Annotated in this window: 18 protein-coding genes; 8 read left to right on the forward strand and 10 right to left on the reverse strand. The window is 70.9% G+C overall.

Translation table 11 applies throughout. From position 1 onward, the window contains the following. Positions 1-6 precede the first annotated feature (6 nt). Genes F0415_RS11165 through F0415_RS11175 form a run of 3 tightly spaced genes read left to right on the forward strand, consistent with a single transcriptional unit; the run spans position 7 to position 1,674 of the window. Positions 7-792 (forward strand): MotA/TolQ/ExbB proton channel family protein, encoded by a 786-nt coding sequence (locus F0415_RS11165; protein WP_149861300.1) that lies wholly within the window; start codon positions 7-9, stop codon positions 790-792. A 27-nt stretch (positions 793-819) separates the two neighbouring features. Next, a complete protein-coding gene (locus F0415_RS11170) occupies positions 820-1,233 on the forward strand; it encodes an ExbD/TolR family protein (protein WP_149861301.1) in 414 nt (137 codons plus the stop codon). 12 nt (positions 1,234-1,245) lie between these two features. Further along, positions 1,246-1,674 (forward strand): ExbD/TolR family protein, encoded by a 429-nt coding sequence (locus F0415_RS11175; RefSeq protein WP_149861302.1) that lies wholly within the window; start codon positions 1,246-1,248, stop codon positions 1,672-1,674. A gap of 149 nt (positions 1,675-1,823) precedes the next feature. Here F0415_RS11175 and F0415_RS11180 read toward each other — a convergent pair whose 3' ends face one another. Further along, positions 1,824-2,585, reverse strand: a complete 762-nt coding sequence (locus F0415_RS11180) for a pyridoxine 5'-phosphate synthase (RefSeq protein WP_149861303.1) — start codon at positions 2,583-2,585, stop codon at positions 1,824-1,826. 85 nt (positions 2,586-2,670) lie between these two features. Between F0415_RS11180 and F0415_RS11185 the strand changes: the two genes are divergently transcribed. Further along, positions 2,671-5,544, forward strand: coding sequence for a ligand-binding sensor domain-containing diguanylate cyclase (locus tag F0415_RS11185; RefSeq protein WP_149861304.1), 2,874 nt, complete (start codon positions 2,671-2,673; stop codon positions 5,542-5,544). A 36-nt stretch (positions 5,545-5,580) separates the two neighbouring features. On the opposite strand, the gene F0415_RS11190 is transcribed toward F0415_RS11185, so the two are convergent. The 3 genes from F0415_RS11190 to cls all read right to left on the reverse strand — a co-directional run bounded on the left by F0415_RS11190 (position 5,581) and on the right by cls (position 7,603). Continuing rightward, positions 5,581-5,823: a GlsB/YeaQ/YmgE family stress response membrane protein gene (locus tag F0415_RS11190; protein ID WP_149861305.1), complete on the reverse strand. Its 243-nt coding sequence runs from the start codon at positions 5,821-5,823 to the stop codon at positions 5,581-5,583. 38 nt (positions 5,824-5,861) lie between these two features. Then, positions 5,862-6,134, reverse strand: a complete 273-nt coding sequence (locus tag F0415_RS11195) for a hypothetical protein (protein ID WP_149861306.1) — start codon at positions 6,132-6,134, stop codon at positions 5,862-5,864. 62 nt (positions 6,135-6,196) lie between these two features. Beyond that, positions 6,197-7,603, reverse strand: a complete 1,407-nt coding sequence (gene cls, locus F0415_RS11200) for a cardiolipin synthase (protein WP_342780507.1) — start codon at positions 7,601-7,603, stop codon at positions 6,197-6,199. Positions 7,604-7,655: 52 nt separating this feature from the next. On the opposite strand from cls, the gene F0415_RS11205 reads away from it, so the two are divergent. After that, entirely contained in the window at positions 7,656-8,738 is a 1,083-nt protein-coding gene (locus F0415_RS11205) for a PA0069 family radical SAM protein (protein WP_149861308.1), read from the forward strand. Positions 8,739-8,844: 106 nt separating this feature from the next. On the opposite strand, the gene F0415_RS11210 is transcribed toward F0415_RS11205, so the two are convergent. Together F0415_RS11210 and F0415_RS11215 are read right to left on the reverse strand one after the other, a co-directional pair. Further along, the gene (locus F0415_RS11210; protein WP_149861309.1) at positions 8,845-9,543 is read right to left on the reverse strand and encodes a 2OG-Fe(II) oxygenase; all 699 of its coding nucleotides are present in this window, start codon (positions 9,541-9,543) and stop codon (positions 8,845-8,847) included. A 53-nt stretch (positions 9,544-9,596) separates the two neighbouring features. Next, a complete protein-coding gene (locus F0415_RS11215) occupies positions 9,597-10,598 on the reverse strand; it encodes a class 1 fructose-bisphosphatase (RefSeq protein WP_149861310.1) in 1,002 nt (333 codons plus the stop codon). 129 nt (positions 10,599-10,727) lie between these two features. On the opposite strand from F0415_RS11215, the gene F0415_RS11220 reads away from it, so the two are divergent. After that, complete coding sequence (locus F0415_RS11220) at positions 10,728-11,960, forward strand: MgtC/SapB family protein (protein WP_149861311.1); 1,233 nt, start codon at positions 10,728-10,730, stop codon at positions 11,958-11,960. A gap of 20 nt (positions 11,961-11,980) precedes the next feature. Beyond that, positions 11,981-12,580 (forward strand): hypothetical protein, encoded by a 600-nt coding sequence (locus tag F0415_RS11225; protein WP_149861312.1) that lies wholly within the window; start codon positions 11,981-11,983, stop codon positions 12,578-12,580. A 15-nt stretch (positions 12,581-12,595) separates the two neighbouring features. Here F0415_RS11225 and F0415_RS11230 read toward each other — a convergent pair whose 3' ends face one another. Both F0415_RS11230 and F0415_RS11235 read right to left on the reverse strand, forming a co-directional pair. Further along, entirely contained in the window at positions 12,596-13,237 is a 642-nt protein-coding gene (locus tag F0415_RS11230; protein ID WP_149861313.1) for a response regulator, read from the reverse strand. Beyond that, positions 13,234-14,376 (reverse strand): sensor histidine kinase, encoded by a 1,143-nt coding sequence (locus tag F0415_RS11235; protein ID WP_188310373.1) that lies wholly within the window; start codon positions 14,374-14,376, stop codon positions 13,234-13,236. Before F0415_RS11235 ends, F0415_RS11230 begins: the two co-directional genes overlap by 4 nt. A 141-nt stretch (positions 14,377-14,517) precedes the next feature. Here F0415_RS11235 and F0415_RS11240 point away from each other — a divergent pair, with 141 nt between their 5' ends. Then, a complete protein-coding gene (locus F0415_RS11240; protein WP_149861315.1) occupies positions 14,518-15,204 on the forward strand; it encodes a DUF2306 domain-containing protein in 687 nt (228 codons plus the stop codon). Positions 15,205-15,255: 51 nt separating this feature from the next. On the opposite strand, the gene F0415_RS11245 is transcribed toward F0415_RS11240, so the two are convergent. Beyond that, positions 15,256-16,776, reverse strand: coding sequence for an FAD-dependent oxidoreductase (locus F0415_RS11245; protein WP_149861316.1), 1,521 nt, complete (start codon positions 16,774-16,776; stop codon positions 15,256-15,258). Positions 16,777-16,870: 94 nt separating this feature from the next. Continuing rightward, positions 16,871-17,758, reverse strand: coding sequence for a phenylalanine 4-monooxygenase (gene phhA / locus F0415_RS11250; RefSeq protein WP_149861317.1), 888 nt, complete (start codon positions 17,756-17,758; stop codon positions 16,871-16,873). Between the last annotated feature and the right edge of the window lie 2 nt (positions 17,759-17,760).

A 17,760-nucleotide genomic window follows, 5' to 3' on the forward strand; every position in this document is an offset into this window, starting at 1 on the left:
ACCCTTATGCTGCAGGACATCATTCTCAACGCTGCTGCCGCCGCTGCCGGCGGTGCCGCCAACAACGCCGAGGCCCTGTCCAAGATGGGCTTCGCCCACCTGATGAACGAGATGATGGGCGACCCGGGCGAGTTCATCGTCTCCTGGGTCGTGCTGATCATGCTGGTCGTCATGTCCTTCGGTTCCTGGTGGTACACCATCGTCAACGCCATCAAGAACGCCATGATCTCCAAGCGCGCCGACAGCATCGTGCGCACCTTCTGGGAGACGCCCAACGCCCAGGATGCGATCCGCTTCATGGAAGAGCAGCCGGCCAACGAGCCGTTCTCCAAGATCGCCCTGGATTGCGCCCAGGCCGCCGCCCACCATCAGCGCCATGAGGGCAGCCGCCTGGTGGACGCGCTGAACCGCTCCGAGTTCATCGATCGGGCCCTGCGCCAGGCGGTGACCCGCGAAAGCGCCAAGCTCGAGAACGGCCTGACCTGGCTGGCCACGGTCGGCGCGACGGCTCCGTTCGTCGGCCTGCTCGGTACCGTGTGGGGCATCTATGGCGCCCTGATCCGCATCGGTGCCACCGGCCAGGCCTCCATCGACGCCGTCGCCGGCCCGGTGGGCGAGGCGCTGATCATGACCGCCCTGGGTCTGTTCGTCGCCATCCCGGCGGTGCTGGCCTACAACGCCTTCGTGCGCCAGAACCGCAACACCTACGCCAAGTTCGATACCTTCGCGCACGACCTGCACGACTTCTTCGCCACCGGTTCGCGCGTGGGCGACGCCCCGGGCAAGCGTTAAGCAACCGACCGACCAGGAGCCAAAGGCATGGCCTTCTCCAGCAATTCCTCCGGCGGCGGCCCGATGGCCGACATCAACGTCACGCCCCTCGTGGACGTGATGCTGGTGTTGCTGATCATCTTCATGATCACGGCGCCGCTGATGTCGCACAAGGTCAAGGTCGAGCTGCCGCAGGCCACCCTGGAAGAGAAGCCTGTCATCGAGATTCCGCCGATCACCATCGCGGTGACGGCGGAGGGCAAGACCTACTGGAACGACGAAGCGGTGACCCGCGACATGCTCGAAGCCCGGTTGGCGGTGACGGCCCAGCGCCAGCCGCAGCCGCAGATCGACATCCGCGCCGACAACATCACCCGCTACGAGATCATCCACGAGATCGTCCAGGATGTCCGCCGGGCCGGTATCCGCAAGGTGGGCTTCGTGTCCACTCCCGAGCGCTGAGGTAAGACCGCCATGGCATTTTCCAGCAATTCCGGCGGCGGCCCGATGGCCGACATCAACGTCACGCCCCTCGTGGACGTGATGCTGGTGCTGCTGATCATCTTCATGGTCACCGCGCCCGCCCTCTCCTACCAGATCCAGGTGGACCTGCCGCAGCGTTCGACCAAGCCGCCCGAGCAGCCCAAGGACCCGCCCGAGCCGATCCGGCTGCGGGTGGAAGCCGGCGGCACCGTCACCTGGAATGGCACGCCGATGCCGATCTCCGCCCTGCAGGCCGCCCTCGAGGTGGAAGCCGAGCGGGCCGGCGGCGACGTGACCAAGCAGCCCACCGTCGAGATCCAGACCGATCCCGACGCCCAGTACGAAACCCTGGCCAAGGTCCTGTCCCGCGCGAAGAACGCGGGCATGGCCAAGATCGCCTTCGTGGAACCGGGCGCCTGAGACCCGGCTTCCGGCCATACCCTGCAGCGACGCCGCCCACCCGGGCGGCGTTTTTTTGCGCCTTCGGAGCCAGCGTCCGGAAGCCGGGCCAGGCGCCGGGATCCGGGGCTGTGCCGTTGTGTCAGACCGTCCGAACGGAAAGCGTCGGCTCAGCTGCCCTGCCGGCTGGCGGCGATGATGTCCAGGTAGGCCCGGACGGTGGTGTCCAAGCCGGCGTACAGGGCTTCGCCGATCAGGGCATGACCGATGGAGACCTCCAGGACGCCGGGCACGGCGCGCAGGAAATCGCCCAGGTTCTCCTGGCTCAGGTCATGGCCCGCGTTCACCCCCAGTCCCAGTGCCCGGGCGCGCCTGGCCGTTTCCGCGCAGCGCTCCAGCTCCGGTCCTGCCATGCCGGCCGCGTGGGCTTCCGCGTACGGGCCGGTATAGATCTCGATGCGATCGGCCCCGATCTCGGCCGCCCTGTCCAGGGCCGGCGCCCCGGCATCCACGAACAGCGACACCCGCACCCCCATGGCCTTGAGCTCGGCTACCAGCGGGCGCAGCCGATCCGCGTCCCGGGCCAGGTCGAAGCCATGATCGGAGGTGATCTGGCCGTCGCCGTCCGGCACCAGCGTGGCCTGGGTCGGGCGTACCCGCTCCACCAGGGCGAGAAAGCCCGGATAGTCGTCCCGCGGCGGTGCGAAAGGGTTGCCCTCGAGGTTGTACTCGGCCCGGCCGGCGACCAGCGCCGCCAGAGCGTCCACATCCGCCGGCCGGATGTGCCGCCGGTCGGGACGGGGGTGCACGGTGATGCCGCCCGCACCGGCGGCGATCGCCACCTCCGCGGCCCGGGTCACGCGCGGTTCGAGTCCGCCGCGGGAGTTGCGCAGCACGGCCACCTTGTTGACGTTCACGCTCAGTACGGTCATGCGTCCAGCGTACTGCGGCCACCGCCCGGCGGAAAACCGGTTCCCGGCCCCTTTTCCGCCCCCCGGCGGGATGGATAATCGGCCCATGCGCCCGTCCCGCCTCGTCCTGATCGGCCTGTTGGCCTTCTGCCTGCTGGCCCCGCTGCCCGAGGCGAGCGCCGGGACCATTCCCGGCGCTCCGCTGTTGCAGAGCTTCGGATCGGGCGTCACCAAGGCCATGCCAGGACACTTCGCCCTCGCCACCGGCGCGGGCGGCGAGCTGTTCGTCGGCAATGTCGAGGGCGTGCTGGTGTACGACGGCGTCACCTGGGAGTTGACCGAGCTTGCCGGTCGCTCCCCGGGCCGTTCGCTGGCCCTGGGGGCCGACGGACAAATCTACGTCGGCGGCTACGACACCTTCGGCCGGCTGGCCCGCAACGGCGAGGGACGCTTCGTCTACGAAGAGCTGCTGAGCCGGGCCGGCCTGCGCGATGTCCAACGTCACGTCGGCATCGTCTGGGAGGTGCTGGCCCGACCGGAAGGCGTGTACTTCCGCGCCGAGCGGAACCTGCATTTCCTGCCCTACGACAACGGCAACCCGGAACGCTGGCCCCTGCCGGAAGAGGCGCGATCGTTCTACGTGGTGGACGACCAGCTTTGGCTGCGCGTGCAGGGCCAGGGCCTGGTGCGCTTCGACCAGGGCCGCTTCGTTCCGGTACCCGGCGGGGCAAGCTTCGCCGATGTGCCGGTCGCAGGCCTGGTGGAGCGTCCGGACGGAGTCCTGGTGGTGGCGGAAAATGGGCTCCACCGCCTGGGCGGGAATGGCGTGCAGGCCGTGCCCGGCGAGGGCAGCGACGTGGTCCGCAGCACCCGCAGCTACGTCGTGCAGGCCTTGGCGGACGAAAGCCTGGTGGTCGGCAGCCTGGACGGAACCCTGTTTCGGCTCGATCGCGAATTGCGTCTGCGCGAGCGCATGGCTCTGGGCGCGTTCGCCGTCCATGCCCTCGGCCTGGATCGGGAGGGTGGCTTGTGGGTGGCCACCGAGGGGGACCTGTACCGTCTGGCCTTGCCCTCTCCCTGGTCCTTCCTCGGGCCCGAGCAGGGCCTGGTCGGCACGCCGCTGGATTTCGCCTGGCACCGGAACGCGCTCTGGCTTGCCACCAGCCGCGGCGTCCAGCGCCTGCGCCAGACCGGAAGCGGCCTGAAAGCCGAGCGGCTGGACTGGACCAGGTTCGAGGCCCACGCCCTGCTGGAGACCGAGGCAGGCCTGCTGGTCGGCCTGCGCGAAGCCATGATGGTGCTGGATCCAGGCAAGGAAGCGCCTCGCGTCCTCTGGGGTGGGGCGCCCGAGCGGGGCATCTATGCGCTCGAGCGATCGACTTTCGACAACGGCCTGGTGTACGCGCTCGGCAGCACCGAACTGGTCCTGCTGCGCCTGCACGACAACCGTTGGCAGGCATCGGCGGAAATCCCGCTGGAAGGGATCAGCGTCAACGGCCTGGAGGAGCTGGCGCCCGGCGAACTCTGGTTCGGCGATACCCGCGGCCCGGTGCAACGCTGGCGCATTGACACGGCGACCGGCAAGGTACTGGAACGCACCCGCTTCGACGACGCCCGCGGCCTGGTCGTGACCCCGCGCGAGGGCACCTTCGTCTATCAGCTGGATGGGCAGCTGCGCGCGATCAGCGGCAAGGCCGGCTTCCGCCGGGAAGGCGAGCGTTTCGTCCCCGATGCGGCACCGCCCTACACCCTGGTGGACAAGCCGCATGAACTGCTGGTGGAGGAAACGCCGCTGGGCGCCTTCGCCTACACCCGGCGCCAGTTGTGGCACCGCCCTCCCGACGCGGACCGTTGGCTGGCCATGCATCCCGGTTCGCCGCAGGCCGTCGGCTACGCGAACCTGCGGGTGAACAGGGACGGCGTCCTGCGCATCGCCACCTGGTCCGGGCTGTTGCAGTACGACCCGGAAACGCCGGCGCCGCAGCCCAGTCCGCTGCATCTAGGCATGGAGACGGTAACGGCGCGCGGCCCGGACGGCAGCGTCCTGCGCCTGCCGACCCGTACCGGAGACCAGCCGGTCGAGGTGCCGGCGGGCCACAGCCTCAGCCTGCGCTTTGCCATGGTCAGCATGGAAAGCGGCGCCGAGTTCCGCTATCTGCTGCATGGCGTCACCCCGGAATGGAGCAGCTGGGCCGATCGGGACCTTTTCATCCGCGCGCTGCCGGCCGGCGACTATGCCCTGGAGGTGCAGGCCCGTACCCGCACCGGGCGCATGGCGCCGGGCATGATCTATCGGTTCCGGGTGCTGCCGCGCTGGTATGAGCAATGGTGGGCCATCGGCCTGGGCTTGCTGGCGGTCGCCGGCTTCGCTTCCCTGTTGACCGTCTGGAGCGTCCGTCGCCGCACCGAACGCTACCTGATGGAGAATCGCCGGCTCGAGGCGCGCATTGCCGAGCGCACCCACGAGCTGGAAGAGCTCAACCGCAGGCTGGCCGAACTGGTAACCGAGGATGCGCTGACCGGCGTGGCCAACCGGCGCGCCCTGGAAAGCGGTTTGCGCCGCGAGTGGTACCGCTGCCTGGACCAGCGCCGGCCGCTGTCGGTGCTGATGATCGACGTCGACCACTTCAAGGCCTACAACGACACCCACGGCCACCTCGAAGGCGACGCCCAGCTGCGCCGGATCGCCCAGCGGCTGGCCGCCGAGCACGATCCGCAGCGCGAGCTGCTGGCCCGTTACGGCGGCGAGGAGTTCGCCCTGCTGCTGCCGGGGGTGCACCGGGACGAAGCGGCGCGCAGGGCCGAGCGCATCCGCTCAGCCATCTCCGCTTCGGATATCGGCATGACCGTCAGCATCGGCGTCGCCGGTTACGAGCCGGACGTGCAGTCCGATCCGGAGAACCTGCTGCGACGCGCCGACGCGGCCCTTTACGCTGCCAAGCGCGCCGGCCGCAACCGCGTCGAAGTCGACGCCGGCTGAGGGCTGGCCTGGAGCCGGCCGCCCCGGCCAGTCCGATCAGGCCTTCTTGATCAGCCCGATGATCGCCAGCAGGATCACCGCGCCGACGAAGGCGGTGATGAAGCTGCCGACGGTGCCGCCGAAGGCGATGCCCAGCTTCGGCAGCAGCCAGCCGCCGAGCCAGGCGCCGACTACGCCGACGACGATATTGATGATCACGCCGAAGCCGCGGCCCTTCATCACCACGCCGGCCAGCCAGCCCGCCAGGGCACCGATGAGCAGGAAGATGATCAGGTTCATGCAGACCTCCGGGGTCGGGAACAGGGACGTTGCGGTCTTCAGGTCGCCGGTCCGTCCGGCGGCGTTCCGCCGTCGCCTGGCGATTTCCTGGCCTCCGCCCGTTCGCGGATGCGGCGCAACTCGTCCGGGCTCAGGATGTGGCTGACGTCGCGCGAGCGGCTGGCGATGCGCGCCTGCAGCCAGCCCACCACCCAGGCCAGCATGAAGCCGAAGGCGCCGAGCAGGAACAGGAAGGACAAGGCGGTGGAGATGCCCCGCGACATCGCCAGGGCCAGGCACAGCACCGACAGCAGCAGGTAGATCCAGTACATGGGCGCACCTCGCGTTGCCCGGCAGTGTAGCCGAAGCCGGCAACGACGCCAGCCCTGCCGGATCAGAGCAGGGGCGACAGCAGCCTTGCCCAGGCTTCACCCAGGCGCCGCCCGAGACCGCTGGCCCGGCCGGCGACGACTTCGCGGCTTTCCGCCAGGCACGCCGCGATCTCCTTTTCCAGGGCGCCGGCGGTGCCGACGTCGTGCAGCAACACGTTCAGCTCGAAGTTCAGGCGGAAGCTGCGGTAGTCGAAGTTGGCGCTGCCTAGCAGGCAGGTATCGCCGTCCACCAACAGCGCCTTGCTGTGCAGCATGCGCGGCTGGTACTCGAACACGCGGATGCCGGCCGCCAGCAGCTCGTCGTAATAGGAGCGGGCGGCAGCGCGGACGATGGCGGAATCACTGCGCGCGGGCACCAGCACGCGCACGTCCAGTCCCCGCAGCGCCGCCGAGGTGAGGGCCATGCGCGCGGCCTCGCCGGGCACGAAGTAGGGGGTCACCAACCAGACCCGCCGGTCTGCCTGATGGATGGCCTCGACCATGACCCGGTGGATGGCCTCCCAGGGCGAATCAGGGCCGGACGGCAACACCTGGGCCAGCAAGCGGCCAGGCGGAAGTTCCGGCCACAGATTGCGGTCGCGCAGGGCCACGCCGGTGGTGTAGTGCCAGTCCTCGAGGAAGGCCAGTTGCAGCCAGCGCACCACCTCGCCGCGCAGGCGCAGGTGCAGGTCGCGGAAGGCGTCGGCGCGCAGGCGTTCGTCCTGGGTGTCGGAAACGTTGATGCCGCCGGTGAAGGCCTCCCGGCCGTCCACCACCACCAGCTTGCGGTGGCTGCGCAGGTTCACCCGCGGTCGCCACAGCCAGCGCAGCCGGGCCGGGTGGAACCAGGCGACCTCGGCGCCCGCCTCGCGCAACGGGGTCAGGAACCGGTTCGGGGTCCGGCCCGAGCCGATCGCGTCCAGCAGCAGCCGGACCCGCACCCCGGCACGGGCGCGCTCGGCCAGGGCGTCACGCACCGTCGTCCCGATCCGGTCGGCTTCGAAGATGTAGTACTCCAGGTGCAGGTGGTGCTGCGCGCCGGCGATGGCGGCCAGCAGCGCGTCGTAGGTGGCGTGACCGCCGACCAGCAGCTCGGCCTCGGTGGCGGTGGCCGGGGCGTAACGAGTGACGGACTGGCCCAGTTTCGCCACCGTGACGCAATCCTCGCTGGCCCGCAGGCCGTCCGGAAGGGCCGCCTGCAGGCCGGAACGCGCGCGGGTGCGGCGATGCCGTTGCCGGCGGATCCGCTGCGGCCCCAGGAAGTGATAGACCACCAGCCCCAGCACCGGCAGCGCCGCCAGCGCCAGCAACCAGCTGAGGGTCGCGATGGGCTCGCGCTTCTGCAGCACGATCCAGCAGGCCAGTACCAGCAGGTACAGGCCCCACACGGCCAGCAGCCAGGGTTCGAGCTGGGGCCAGAGTTCGCGCATCTGGGTCATTCGTGTCCCGGCCGGTGAGACGGCGCCGGCGTAGGCTGGAATGATGGCAGACAAGCCGCCAGTGCAGGCGATCAAGGGCCGGGGCGCCGCCGGCAACGGCGAGGGCCGCTTCGCGGTGACGCGGGTGCAGGCCGAGGACGACGGCTGGTTCCGGGACGGCGAGCCGCCGCCGAACCCGGCCACCACGGTCACCGAGGAACGGGCCCGTTCGCTGCTGCGGCGGAACGATTCGCCCGACCTGCCCTTCGACCGGTCGGTCAACGCCTACCGCGGCTGCGAGCACGGCTGCTTCTACTGCTTCGCCCGGCCCTCGCACAGCTACCTGGAGCTCTCGCCCGGCCTGGATTTCGAGACGAAGCTGTTCGCCAAGAGCAATGCCGTCGAAGTGCTGCGTGCGGAGCTGGCGAAACCGTCCTACCGCTGCGCGCCCGTCGCCATGGGCACTAACACCGATCCCTACCAGCCGATCGAACGGCGCTGGCGCATCACCCGCGGCATCATCGGGCTGCTGGGAGAATGCCGGCACCCCTTCACCATCCTCACCAAGAACGCGCTGGTCGAACGCGACATCGACCTGCTGGCGCCGCTGGCGCGGGAAGGCCTGGTTTCGGTGGCGCTGTCGGTGACGACGCTGGACAACCGGCTGTCGGCGCGCATGGAGCCGCGGGCCAGCGCTCCGCACGCGCGGCTGCGGGCGATCCGCCGCCTGGCCGAGGCAGGCATTCCCACCGGCGTGGTGTTCGCGCCGGTCCTCCCCGCCATCAACGACCACGAGATGGAGGCGGTGCTGGCGGCGGCACGCGAGGCCGGGGCCATCCGCGCCGGCTATGTCCTGCTGCGGCTGCCGCACGAGCTCAAGGACCTGGTCCGCGAGTGGCTGCAGGCGCACTACCCCGAGCGCGCCGCGCACGTGCTCAGCCTGGTGCGGCAGGCGCGCGAGGGCAAGGACTACGACGCCCGCTTCGGCCTGCGTCAGCGCGGCAGCGGCGCCTGGGCCGAACTGCTGGCGTCGCGCTTCCGCCTGGCCACGCACAAGTTGGGTTACCGGGAATGGCGAGCGCTGCGGCTGGATGCGACGAAGTTCCGGCCGCCGGCCGAAGCCTCGCCGCAGGGCCGCCTGTTCTAGCCGGCAGCCGGTGCGGGAGCAGGGGTTGGGGCAGCGGGCCCGGCCGGCGGGCCAGCGGGCCAGCGGCCGGGGCGCGTGGCGGGGCCTGCGCGGCGGGGCTTGTGTCCTAGGCCTGCCCGAAAATCTGCTCGGCCCGATTGAACAGGATCCAGCTGGTGGCGATGTACTTGTCGCCGCCCTCTGGCCGGTTGCCGCGATGGGTGTGGGTGAAGGCCGCCGGGGCGATCACCAGGCTGCCGGTGCGCGGAGCGATCTTGCGGTTCTGGTACAGGAATTCGGTTTCGCCGGCGGCGAAATCGTCGTTGAGGTAAACCGTCCAGAGCAGGTGCCGGTGCAGGGTCTCGCAGCGGGCATCGCGCGGGTACAGCTCGCAGTGCCAGTAGGGATAGCCGCCCTGGCCGGCGCGGTAACGCTGCAGGTTGATGGCGCCCGGGCGCAGCAGGCTGCGGGCGATGCTGGTCAGGGATTCGTCGCTCAGCGCGGGGAAATCCTCGGCCCGGAGCGGCCGCGAGCCGTCCGGCAGCGGCACCTGGATCATCAGCGGCGCGATCAGGCAGTAGGGATAGCGGCGCAGGTAGCGCACCAGGCAGTGGAGCAGGGCCTGGCTAAGTTGGGCCTCGACATCGCGCCATTCCGGCTTGCCGCTGATGCCGATGTCGCGACTGTCCTTCAGTTCCGGGTGCAAGCCGCCCCCGACCAGGCCGGGCTGGTCCTCCCCGCTGGCGTCGAACCGGCGCACGATGTCGGCACAGAGCTCCGGCGCCAGGGCGCCCTCGAACACTTCGATGAAATCGTCGTTGCGCATCCGTGCCCCTCCCCGGGCAATGGCGACGCCCGTCCGCGGCGTGTCGGGCCGGTTCAGCCGTCGGCGTGGTAGCCCACGGCCGCTGCCACCTCGTTGCGCGAGCCGAGAAACACCGGCACGCGCTGGTGCAGGGCGGTCGGCTGCACTTCCAGCAGGCGCTGGCGGCCGGTGCTGGCGGCGCCGCCGGCCTGCTCGACCACGAAGGCCATCGGGTTGGCTTCGTACATCAGACGCAGGCGGCCGCCCTTTTCCCGGCACTTGGCATCCAGCGGGTACATGAAGATGCCGCCGCGGCTGAGGATGCGGTGCACGTCGGCCACCATGCTGGCGACCCAGCGCATGTTGAAGTCCTTGCCGCGCGGACCGGTCTTGCCGGCGAGCAGGTCGGCGATGTAGCGCTGCGTGGCCGGCTCCCAGTGCCGCTGGTTGGACATGTTGATGGCGAACTCCTGGGTGTCGGCCGGGATCCGCACGTCACGGCGGGTCAGCAGGAAGCTGCCGATCTCGCGGTCCAGGGTGAACACGTGCGTGCCGTGGCCGGTGGTCAGCACCAGCAGGGTGCTGGGGCCGTAGACCGTGTAGCCGGCGGCGACCTGGGCGGTGCCGGGCTGCAGGAAATCCTCGTCGCGCGGCTCGGTCACGCCCTCCGGGCAGCGCAGCACCGAGAAGATGGTGCCCACCGAGACATTGACATCGATATTGCTGCTGCCGTCCAGCGGGTCGAACAGCAACAGGTAGTTGCCGCGCCGCGCCGCGTCGGGGATGGCCTGGCTATGGTCCATTTCCTCCGAGGCCAGGCCTGCCAGATGGCCGCCCCAGGCATTGGCTTCCAGCAGGATCTCGTTGCTGAGCACGTCCAGCTTCTTCTGCGCCTCGCCCTGCACGTTGCCGGTGCCGGCCTCGCCCAGCACGCCCCCGAGGGCGCCCTTGCCGACGGCGATGGAGATGGACTTGCAGGCGCGGGCGACCACCTCGATCAGCAGTCGCAGGTCGGCGTTGATGTGGCCGGCATGCTGTTCCTCGATCAGGTGGCGGGTCAGGGAGATGGGGCTCATGGCGCTCCGGCAGTTGGCGGGACCCCGCCATTGTCCGACATTTGGAAACCCGGGTCAGACCCCCTACCCTGAGCCTGGGGTCAGACCCCTGACCTGGAGCCGCTGCTCCGACCCCGGTGAGGAGGGGAGATGGCGACGGAAACGCCCTGGGTACCCCTGGCCACAGCCCTGGGCCTGGGCCTGCTGATCGGCGCGGTGCGCGAACGCCGGCAGCAGGACCGGCCCAGTCCGCCTGAGGCCGGCCTGCGCACCCATGGTCTGGCGGCCCTGTGCGGCGCCGTCGCCCTGTGGCTGCAGCCGGCGGCGTTCGTGGCCGTCCTGGTGCTGGTGGGCGTATTCGTGGCCATGAGCTATCGGCAGAGCCGCACCGAGGATCCCGGCCTGACCGGGGAGGTCGCCCTGGTCCTGACCACGCTGCTGGGCGGCCTGGCGGTCGGTCTGCCGGAACTGGCGGCCGCCCTGGGCGTGGTGGTGGCCGTGCTGCTGTATGCCAAGGCGCCCCTGCACCGTATCGCCCGCGACCTTGTCAGCGAGGCGGAACTGCAGGACGGCCTGATCCTGCTGGCCTCGGCCCTGGTGATCCTGCCGCTGGTACCCGACCGCAACCTCGACCCCTGGGGCGTGTTCAATCCGGCCCTGCTGTGGAAGCTGGTGGTACTGGTGATGGCCATCAGCGCCATGGGCCACGTCGCCCTGCGGCTGGTGGGCAATCGCTGGGGGCTGGCCGTGGCCGGCTTCTTCGCCGGCTATGTCTCGTCCACTGCAGCCGTGGCCGGGTTCGGTCAGCGTGCGCGAAACGCACCCTCCCTGCGGACCCAGGCGGTGGGGGCGGCCATGCTGACCAACCTGGCCTCGCTCAGCCTGTTCGTGCCGGTGCTGCTGGCCGTGGCGCCGGGCCTGCTGCCGGAGGTCTGGCGGGAGCTGGCGGCGGCGGCGACGGTCCTGGCCCTGGGCGGCGCGCTGGGCCTGCGTCGCGATGACGGGGGACCGCCGCCGCCCACGGCGGCCCAGCGGATGTTCCGTTTTCGCCAGGCGCTGGCCTTCGCGGTCATCATCACCGGCGTCCTGATCGTTTCGGCGGCGCTGAACGCCTGGCTGGGACCGAAGGGCGCGATGGCCGGCGCTACCGTCGCCGCCCTGGCCGAGGTGCATGCCGCGGTCGCCACCGTCGGCAGGCTCAGCGCCGAGAACGTATTCGACGCAGGCCAGGCGCGCTGGGCCCTGGTCGCCCTGCTGGGCGCCAGCGCCCTGGCCAAGTCGGCGGTGGCCCTGGCCTCCGGCGGCGCCGCCTACGGCCTGCGGGTGACGCTGGGCCTGGCGCTGATGGTCGCCGCCGCCCTGCTGGCCATCATCCTGTCCTGAGGATCCGGGGAAACGCCGCCGTGAACATTGCCCATGTCCCGCTCGCCCTGGCGCTGTCGGCCCTGGCGGCCTGCCGGTCGGATACGCAGGCTCCTGACGCCGCCGGGGCCGTCGCCCCCGCCGTCGCCGCGCGCCCGCCGCCGACCGCCGCCCCGGCAGACACCGACACGGCCGCAGCGGCGGCCTCCGGTCCGGACGTCGTTTCCGGCGCCGCAGGGGAAAGCGGCGGGCCGGCACCCGCCATCCTGCGTGGTCGGGTCGCTTATCCCGGCGAGCATTACCCGGCGATGCGAGTCTGCGCGATCGCCGCCGCCGATCCAGGAAGCGGCTACTGTCTGGAAACGGCGCAGGACGTCCCGGCCTTCGAACTGGTGGTGCCGGCCGGCGAATGGTGGCTGGCCGCCTGGCCGCTGGAGGAAGCCGCCGCCGAGCCGGGCCTGCTCACCCATGCCTCCGCGTGCATCGCCCGGGCCGAGGCCGGCTGCGACGACCACGCGCTGCTGGCCATCGCCGTGGGCGCCGGCGAGATTCGCGAGGGCCTGGCCGTCAACGACTGGTACTACGATCCGCGCGCCTTCCCGCCGCCGATGCCGCCGCGCGGAGAGCCGGCGCCGGAATGAACGGGCCCGGCCCGCTCAGATGATCCGCAGCGTGATCGCCTTCAGCACCGCCCGCGTGCGGTCGCGGGTGCCCAGCTTGTCCAGGATCTCCGACACGTAGTTCTTCACCGTGCCCTCGCTCAGGTGCACGGCGCGGGCGATCTCCTTGTTCGAGTAGCCGCCGGCCAGCAGGCGCAGGATGGCCACCTGCCTTTCGCTGAAGGTGTCGGTGGGCGCGCTGGTATCCCGATAGGCGTAACGGGCCCGCACCGGATCGGTGGGCACCGGCGCCAGCAGGGTGTCGCCGGCGGCGACCCGGGTGATCGCCTCGTACAGGTCTTCCGGCGAGGCGTCCTTGAGCAGGAACCCCTGGGCGCCTGCCTCGGCCGCGCGCAGGGGCAGATCGTCCTCGTCGAAGGTGGTCAGCAGCACCACCGGGGTGGCGTCGCCACGCGCGCGCAGGGCCCGCACCAGGCCGAAGCCGTCCAGGCCGGGCATGCGGATGTCCGAGAGCACCACGTCCACGCTGGTGCCGGCCAGGGCGGCCAGCAACTCGTCGCCGTCGCCGGCTTCCAGGATCACTTCCAGCTGCGGAAAACCGGCCAGCAGGGCCCGGATTCCGCTGCGGACCAGGGCCTGGTCGTCGGCCAGGGCCAGCCGGAGCGCCGGCGCATTCATCCGGCCACCGCCGGCAACCAGGCCTGCAGGTGCACGCCGCCGGTTTCGGTGCGGCGCAGCTGCAGACCGCCGCCGGCGGCCTCCAGGCGTTCGCGCATGCCGCGCAGGCCGTTGCCGGGCCGCAGCTCGCCGGCGCCGCGGCCGTCGTCGCGCAGGTCCAGGCGCAGCCGGCCGTCCTCGCGCCGCAGCACCACCCACAGGGTATTGGCCTGGGAGTGGCGGGCGGCGTTCACCAGCGCCTCCTGCACCGCACGCAGCAGGGCCTCGGCCTGCTGCAGGTTGGCGGGGCGGGCATCCTCGGCCAGTTCCAGCTCCAGGCGCGGGCGCGGAAAGCATTCGCCCAGGGCGCGGATGGCGGCGGCCAGGTCCACCCCGTCGCTTCGCCGCATCGCCTGCACCACGCCGCGGATGTCCGCCAACAGCTCGTCGGCCAGTTGCACGCACAGGGCGGTACGCGGGTCGGCCCCGGCAACGGGATCGCGGGCCAGTGCCGCCAGGTTGAGCTTGAGCGCGGTCAGCTTGTGTCCGGCCACGTCGTGCAGATCGCGGGCCAGGCGCAGGCGTTCGCGGTCGCGCGCGCCCTCGGCCAGCAGGGAGCGGGTGGCCAGCAACTCGGCGTGGGCGGCGCGCAGCGCCTCGCCGGCGCGCTCGGCCCGCATGGCGTAACGCATCACCAGGGCAGCGAACAGTTGGAAACTGCTGTAGCCGATGATCGTGATCAGGATGAAATGCTCGCGTTGCCAGGTCCGCCACATGACCAGGCCCATCGCCAGATTGAGCGCGAGCAGCCAGATCCATAGCGCCCGGCCTTCGTAACGCGCCGCCAGCACCGCCGCCAGCAGCACCATCAGGATCGGGGCCGGCGCATACGGCGCCAGGCCGACCGGCGCGAGGGCGCTGGCGGCCATCAGCAGGGCCAGGGCCACGAAACCACGCTCGCCGAGCGACTGCCCGATCCGGTCCTCGGCCATGAAGCCGATCAGGAACACCACCGCGCAAGCGCGCGCCAGCCAGCCGCGGAGGGGATCGTGCTCGACCGCATGGCCCAAGCCCAGCCACACCGCCGCCCAGGCCAGATAGGCCGCCAGGCTCAGCGGAGACAGCCAGCTGCCCGCGGTGGCGAGGGTGCGCAGTTCCATGCCGCAAGCTTGCGGCCGGCCACCGGGCCGGGCAAGGCGGAATCCGCAACTGGTGACTTCCGGCACCCGCATCCGATGACCGCCGGCACCTCAGTCGCCGCCGCTGTCGGAGCATCGTGGCGGCGAACCGGGAGGATCGCCATGACCAGCCTGCTCTACCAGACCCTCGTCCTCATCCATGTGGCGCTCGGCAGCGTAGCCCTGCTCAGCTTCTGGACCGCCGGCCTGAGCCGCAAGGGCAGTCGCGTGCACCGGCTGGCCGGCAGGATCTACCTGCCGGCGATGGCGGCCCTGCTGGCCGGCGCCGTGCCGATGGTGGCGATCATCCTGCCGAGGGCGCCGGTGATCGGCGGCTTTCTGGCCTATCTGCTGATCCTGACCGCCACCGCGCTGTGGGCGAGCTGGCGCGCCGTCCGCGACAAGCGCGACTGGGTCCGCTACACCGGCCCGGTCTATCGCGGCCTGGCCTGGGCCTGCCTGTTGGCCGGCCTGGCGGTGGTGTGGCTCGGCCTGTTCCATGCCCGGCAGATGCAGTGGGTGATCGTGCTGTTCGGGCTGATCGGCATCGTCGTGTTCGTGCAGGCCAGGCGCTTCGTCAGGCGCCCGCCGACCGATCCGCGCTGGTGGTTGAAGGAGCATCTGGAGGCCATGCTGGGCAACGGTATCGCCACCCATGTCGCCTTTCTCGGCATCGGCCTGCCGCGCCTGTTGCCGATGCTGGACCCGCAGATGCTGCGCACCGCCGCCTGGATCCTGCCGATCGGCGTGGCCCTGGCTGCCGGCGCCTGGCTCAGCCGCAAGTACCTGCCGCCGCGGCCGGCGCGCTGAGTCTCGCCGGCGCCGGGCCCGTTGCCGCGATTGCCCGGCCAGCCGCACCGCTCAGGCCGGCCGACGCAGCTCCGCTTCGATGGCCAGCAGCTCGCGGTCGCGGCCGATCGCCGCCGCCGCCAGCAGCCTGCCGTCGCGAAGGTAGCGGACCAGACAGCGGTCGGACGCGGGCGAGCCATCCATCACCGCTTCGGTCCAGCCCTTGCCATGGCCCAGATAGCGCAGATCCGTGCCGTAGTGGTGGGTCCAGAAGAAGGGCGGGTCATCGAAGGCCTGTTCGCCGCCCAGCATGTTCGCGGCGGCGACCTGGCCCTGGCGCTGCGCGTGCACCCAGTGTTCGACCCGCGCCGTGCCGCCGGCATGCGGATAACGGGCGACGTCGCCGGCCGCGAACACCCCGGCGGCGGACGTGCGCAGGCGCGCGTCGACCAGGATGCCGTCGTCCACGGCCAACCCGGCGGCCTGGGCCAGGGCGGTGCGAGGGTTGACGCCGACGCCCAGCAGGACCAGGTCCACTTCCAGCCGCCTGCCGTCGGACAGCCCGAGCCAGCGACCGTCGAAACCGGTCGGCCGGCAGTCCAGGTGGAAGGTCACGCCCTGCTGCCCGTGCAGGTCGAGCAAATGCCGGGCCAGGTCCTCACCCAGCAGGCCGGCCAGCGGCAGCGTCTCCGGCGCGATCACATGCACGCCCAGGCCTCGCGTGCGCAGCGCGGCGGCGGCCTCCAGGCCGATGAAGCCGGCACCGACCAGGGCGATCCGGCGGGCGCCGGAGGCCGCCGCGATCAGCGCGCGGGCGTCGGCCAGCGAGCGCAGCACGTGCACCTCGGGACGATCGAAGCCGGGCAGGGGCAGGCGCCTGGGCTCGGCGCCGGGGGCCAACAGCAGGGCGTCGTAGGCGAAATCCCGGCCGGCGCGGGTGCTGACGCGTCGCCGCGCCGGGTCGAGCGCGGCCACTTCACAGTCCAGATGCAGGCGGATGTCCCGCTCGGCGTAGAACGACGGCGGGCGCAGCGGAATCCAGTCCTCCGGCGCGGTGCCGGCCAGGTAGTCCTTGGACAGGTTGGGCCGGTCGCAGGGCGGCGAGTCGTCGGCGCTGAGCAGGTCCAGCGCCCCGTCGAAACCCAGGGCGCGCAGCCGCTCGGCAGCGGCAAAGGCGGCCGCGCCGCCGCCGACCAGGACGATGCGACGGGGCTTCCGGTCGGCGGCGGAGAATGCCGGTCCGGCGGCCGGCGCCGGCGCGTGTTCCCTGACGAAAACGCGGCCGGCCACCGTCTGCACCTGCCAGCGGTCCAGCGAGGCGAAGGCCGGCGCCTTCAGCGCCTGGCCGCTGCGCAGACTGAAGCAGGCATGGTGCCAGGGACAGCGGATCTCCTCGCCCACCCGCAGGCCCTCGGACAGCGGCGCGCCGTAGTGGCTGCAGCTCCCGGACACCGCATGCAGGCCGTCGGCCAGGCGTGCCAGCAACACCGGCGTGCCCTCCACGTGGCCGGCGAGAACGCCATCGTCGGGGATGTCGGCCAGGGCAACCCCCAGCCCGAAGTCAGGTCCGGAAACGGCAGGGATTTCGCCCATGACGGCACCTCCCAGGGTTCGATACCCGGCGAGCGGCCACTCTATACCCTTTCCGCCGCGCGCCTCTCCCGAGCGGGATTGCAGCCGGAGCGGATCAGACGTCGCCGTCGTCCAGCCAGCCCTCGCCGGTGCCGCGATGGATCACCGCATCGCCGGGCTGCACCGAGCCGGCGGGAAAACTGTCGAGCTGCGCCAGCTTCGCGTAGATCGGCGTGAAGTCCGGCGCAGTCGCCTCCATCAGCTGCTCGTAGCTGTCTATGACGAAATAGGTCTTCTGGTAGGTATCGATCCGGTAGCGCGTGCGCATGATCCGCTCGAGGTCGAAACCTATGCGGTTGGGCGCCTCGCTTTCCAGGCAGTGGATGGACTCGCCCTTGGAGCTGACGATGCCGCTGCCATAGATGCGCAGGCCGCCGGCTTCGCGGATCAGGCCGAACTCCACGGTGTACCAGTACAGCCGGGTCAGGTTCACCAGCGCGTCGGGACCGATGCCGTGCGCCTTGACGCCGCCACGGCCGTAGGCGGCCATGTAGTCGGCGAATACCGGGTTCATCAGCAAGGGAACGTGACCGAACAGGTCGTGGAACAGGTCGGGCTCGCTCAGGTAGTCCAGCTGCTCGGGCTTGCGGATCCACCAGGTGACCGGGAAGCGGCGGTTGGCCAGGTGTTCGAAGAAGGTCAGTTCCGGCAGCAGGCCCTCGACGCCGATCAGCTCCCAGCCGGTGGCCTTGCGCAGCAACGGATTGAGCTCGTCGAACTTCGGAATGCGGTCGGCCGACATGCCCATGGCCCGTTGCTGGCGCAGGAACTCCTCGCTGGCCCGGCCCACCAGCACCTGTTGCTGGCGCGCGAACAGGGTGGCCCAGACCTCGTGGTCGGTGCGGCTGTAGCTGGACCAGGGCTGTTCGACCACGGCGGTGGTGTAGACCGGCACATAGCCCTTGTCGGTGAGCTGGTGTTCGACGCGGCGCGGCTGGTTCATGG

Origin of the sequence: Arenimonas fontis (assembly GCF_008386465.1) — a bacterium.
Classification (GTDB): Bacteria; Pseudomonadota; Gammaproteobacteria; order Xanthomonadales; family Xanthomonadaceae; genus Arenimonas; species Arenimonas fontis.

Bases quoted from the DNA above. Each gene is read 5' to 3' on its own strand.
- F0415_RS11240 (WP_149861315.1), top strand. From the start codon at position 14,518: ATGACCAGCCTGCTCTACCAGACCCTCGTCCTCATCCATGTGGCGCTC.
- cls (WP_342780507.1), bottom strand. From the start codon at position 7,603: ATGCGCGAACTCTGGCCCCAGCTCGAACCCTGGCTGCTGGCCGTGTGG.
- F0415_RS11205 (WP_149861308.1), top strand. From the start codon at position 7,656: ATGGCAGACAAGCCGCCAGTGCAGGCGATCAAGGGCCGGGGCGCCGCC.
- F0415_RS11185 (WP_149861304.1), top strand. From the start codon at position 2,671: ATGCGCCCGTCCCGCCTCGTCCTGATCGGCCTGTTGGCCTTCTGCCTG.
- F0415_RS11215 (WP_149861310.1), bottom strand. From the start codon at position 10,598: ATGAGCCCCATCTCCCTGACCCGCCACCTGATCGAGGAACAGCATGCC.
- F0415_RS11230 (WP_149861313.1), bottom strand. From the start codon at position 13,237: ATGAATGCGCCGGCGCTCCGGCTGGCCCTGGCCGACGACCAGGCCCTG.
- F0415_RS11175 (WP_149861302.1), top strand. From the start codon at position 1,246: ATGGCATTTTCCAGCAATTCCGGCGGCGGCCCGATGGCCGACATCAAC.
- F0415_RS11235 (WP_188310373.1), bottom strand. From the start codon at position 14,376: ATGGAACTGCGCACCCTCGCCACCGCGGGCAGCTGGCTGTCTCCGCTG.
- F0415_RS11170 (WP_149861301.1), top strand. From the start codon at position 820: ATGGCCTTCTCCAGCAATTCCTCCGGCGGCGGCCCGATGGCCGACATC.
- F0415_RS11165 (WP_149861300.1), top strand. From the start codon at position 7: ATGCTGCAGGACATCATTCTCAACGCTGCTGCCGCCGCTGCCGGCGGT.
- F0415_RS11195 (WP_149861306.1), bottom strand. From the start codon at position 6,134: ATGTACTGGATCTACCTGCTGCTGTCGGTGCTGTGCCTGGCCCTGGCG.
- F0415_RS11210 (WP_149861309.1), bottom strand. From the start codon at position 9,543: ATGCGCAACGACGATTTCATCGAAGTGTTCGAGGGCGCCCTGGCGCCG.
- phhA (WP_149861317.1), bottom strand. From the start codon at position 17,758: ATGAACCAGCCGCGCCGCGTCGAACACCAGCTCACCGACAAGGGCTAT.
- F0415_RS11190 (WP_149861305.1), bottom strand. From the start codon at position 5,823: ATGAACCTGATCATCTTCCTGCTCATCGGTGCCCTGGCGGGCTGGCTG.
- F0415_RS11220 (WP_149861311.1), top strand. From the start codon at position 10,728: ATGGCGACGGAAACGCCCTGGGTACCCCTGGCCACAGCCCTGGGCCTG.
- F0415_RS11180 (WP_149861303.1), bottom strand. From the start codon at position 2,585: ATGACCGTACTGAGCGTGAACGTCAACAAGGTGGCCGTGCTGCGCAAC.
- F0415_RS11245 (WP_149861316.1), bottom strand. From the start codon at position 16,776: ATGGGCGAAATCCCTGCCGTTTCCGGACCTGACTTCGGGCTGGGGGTT.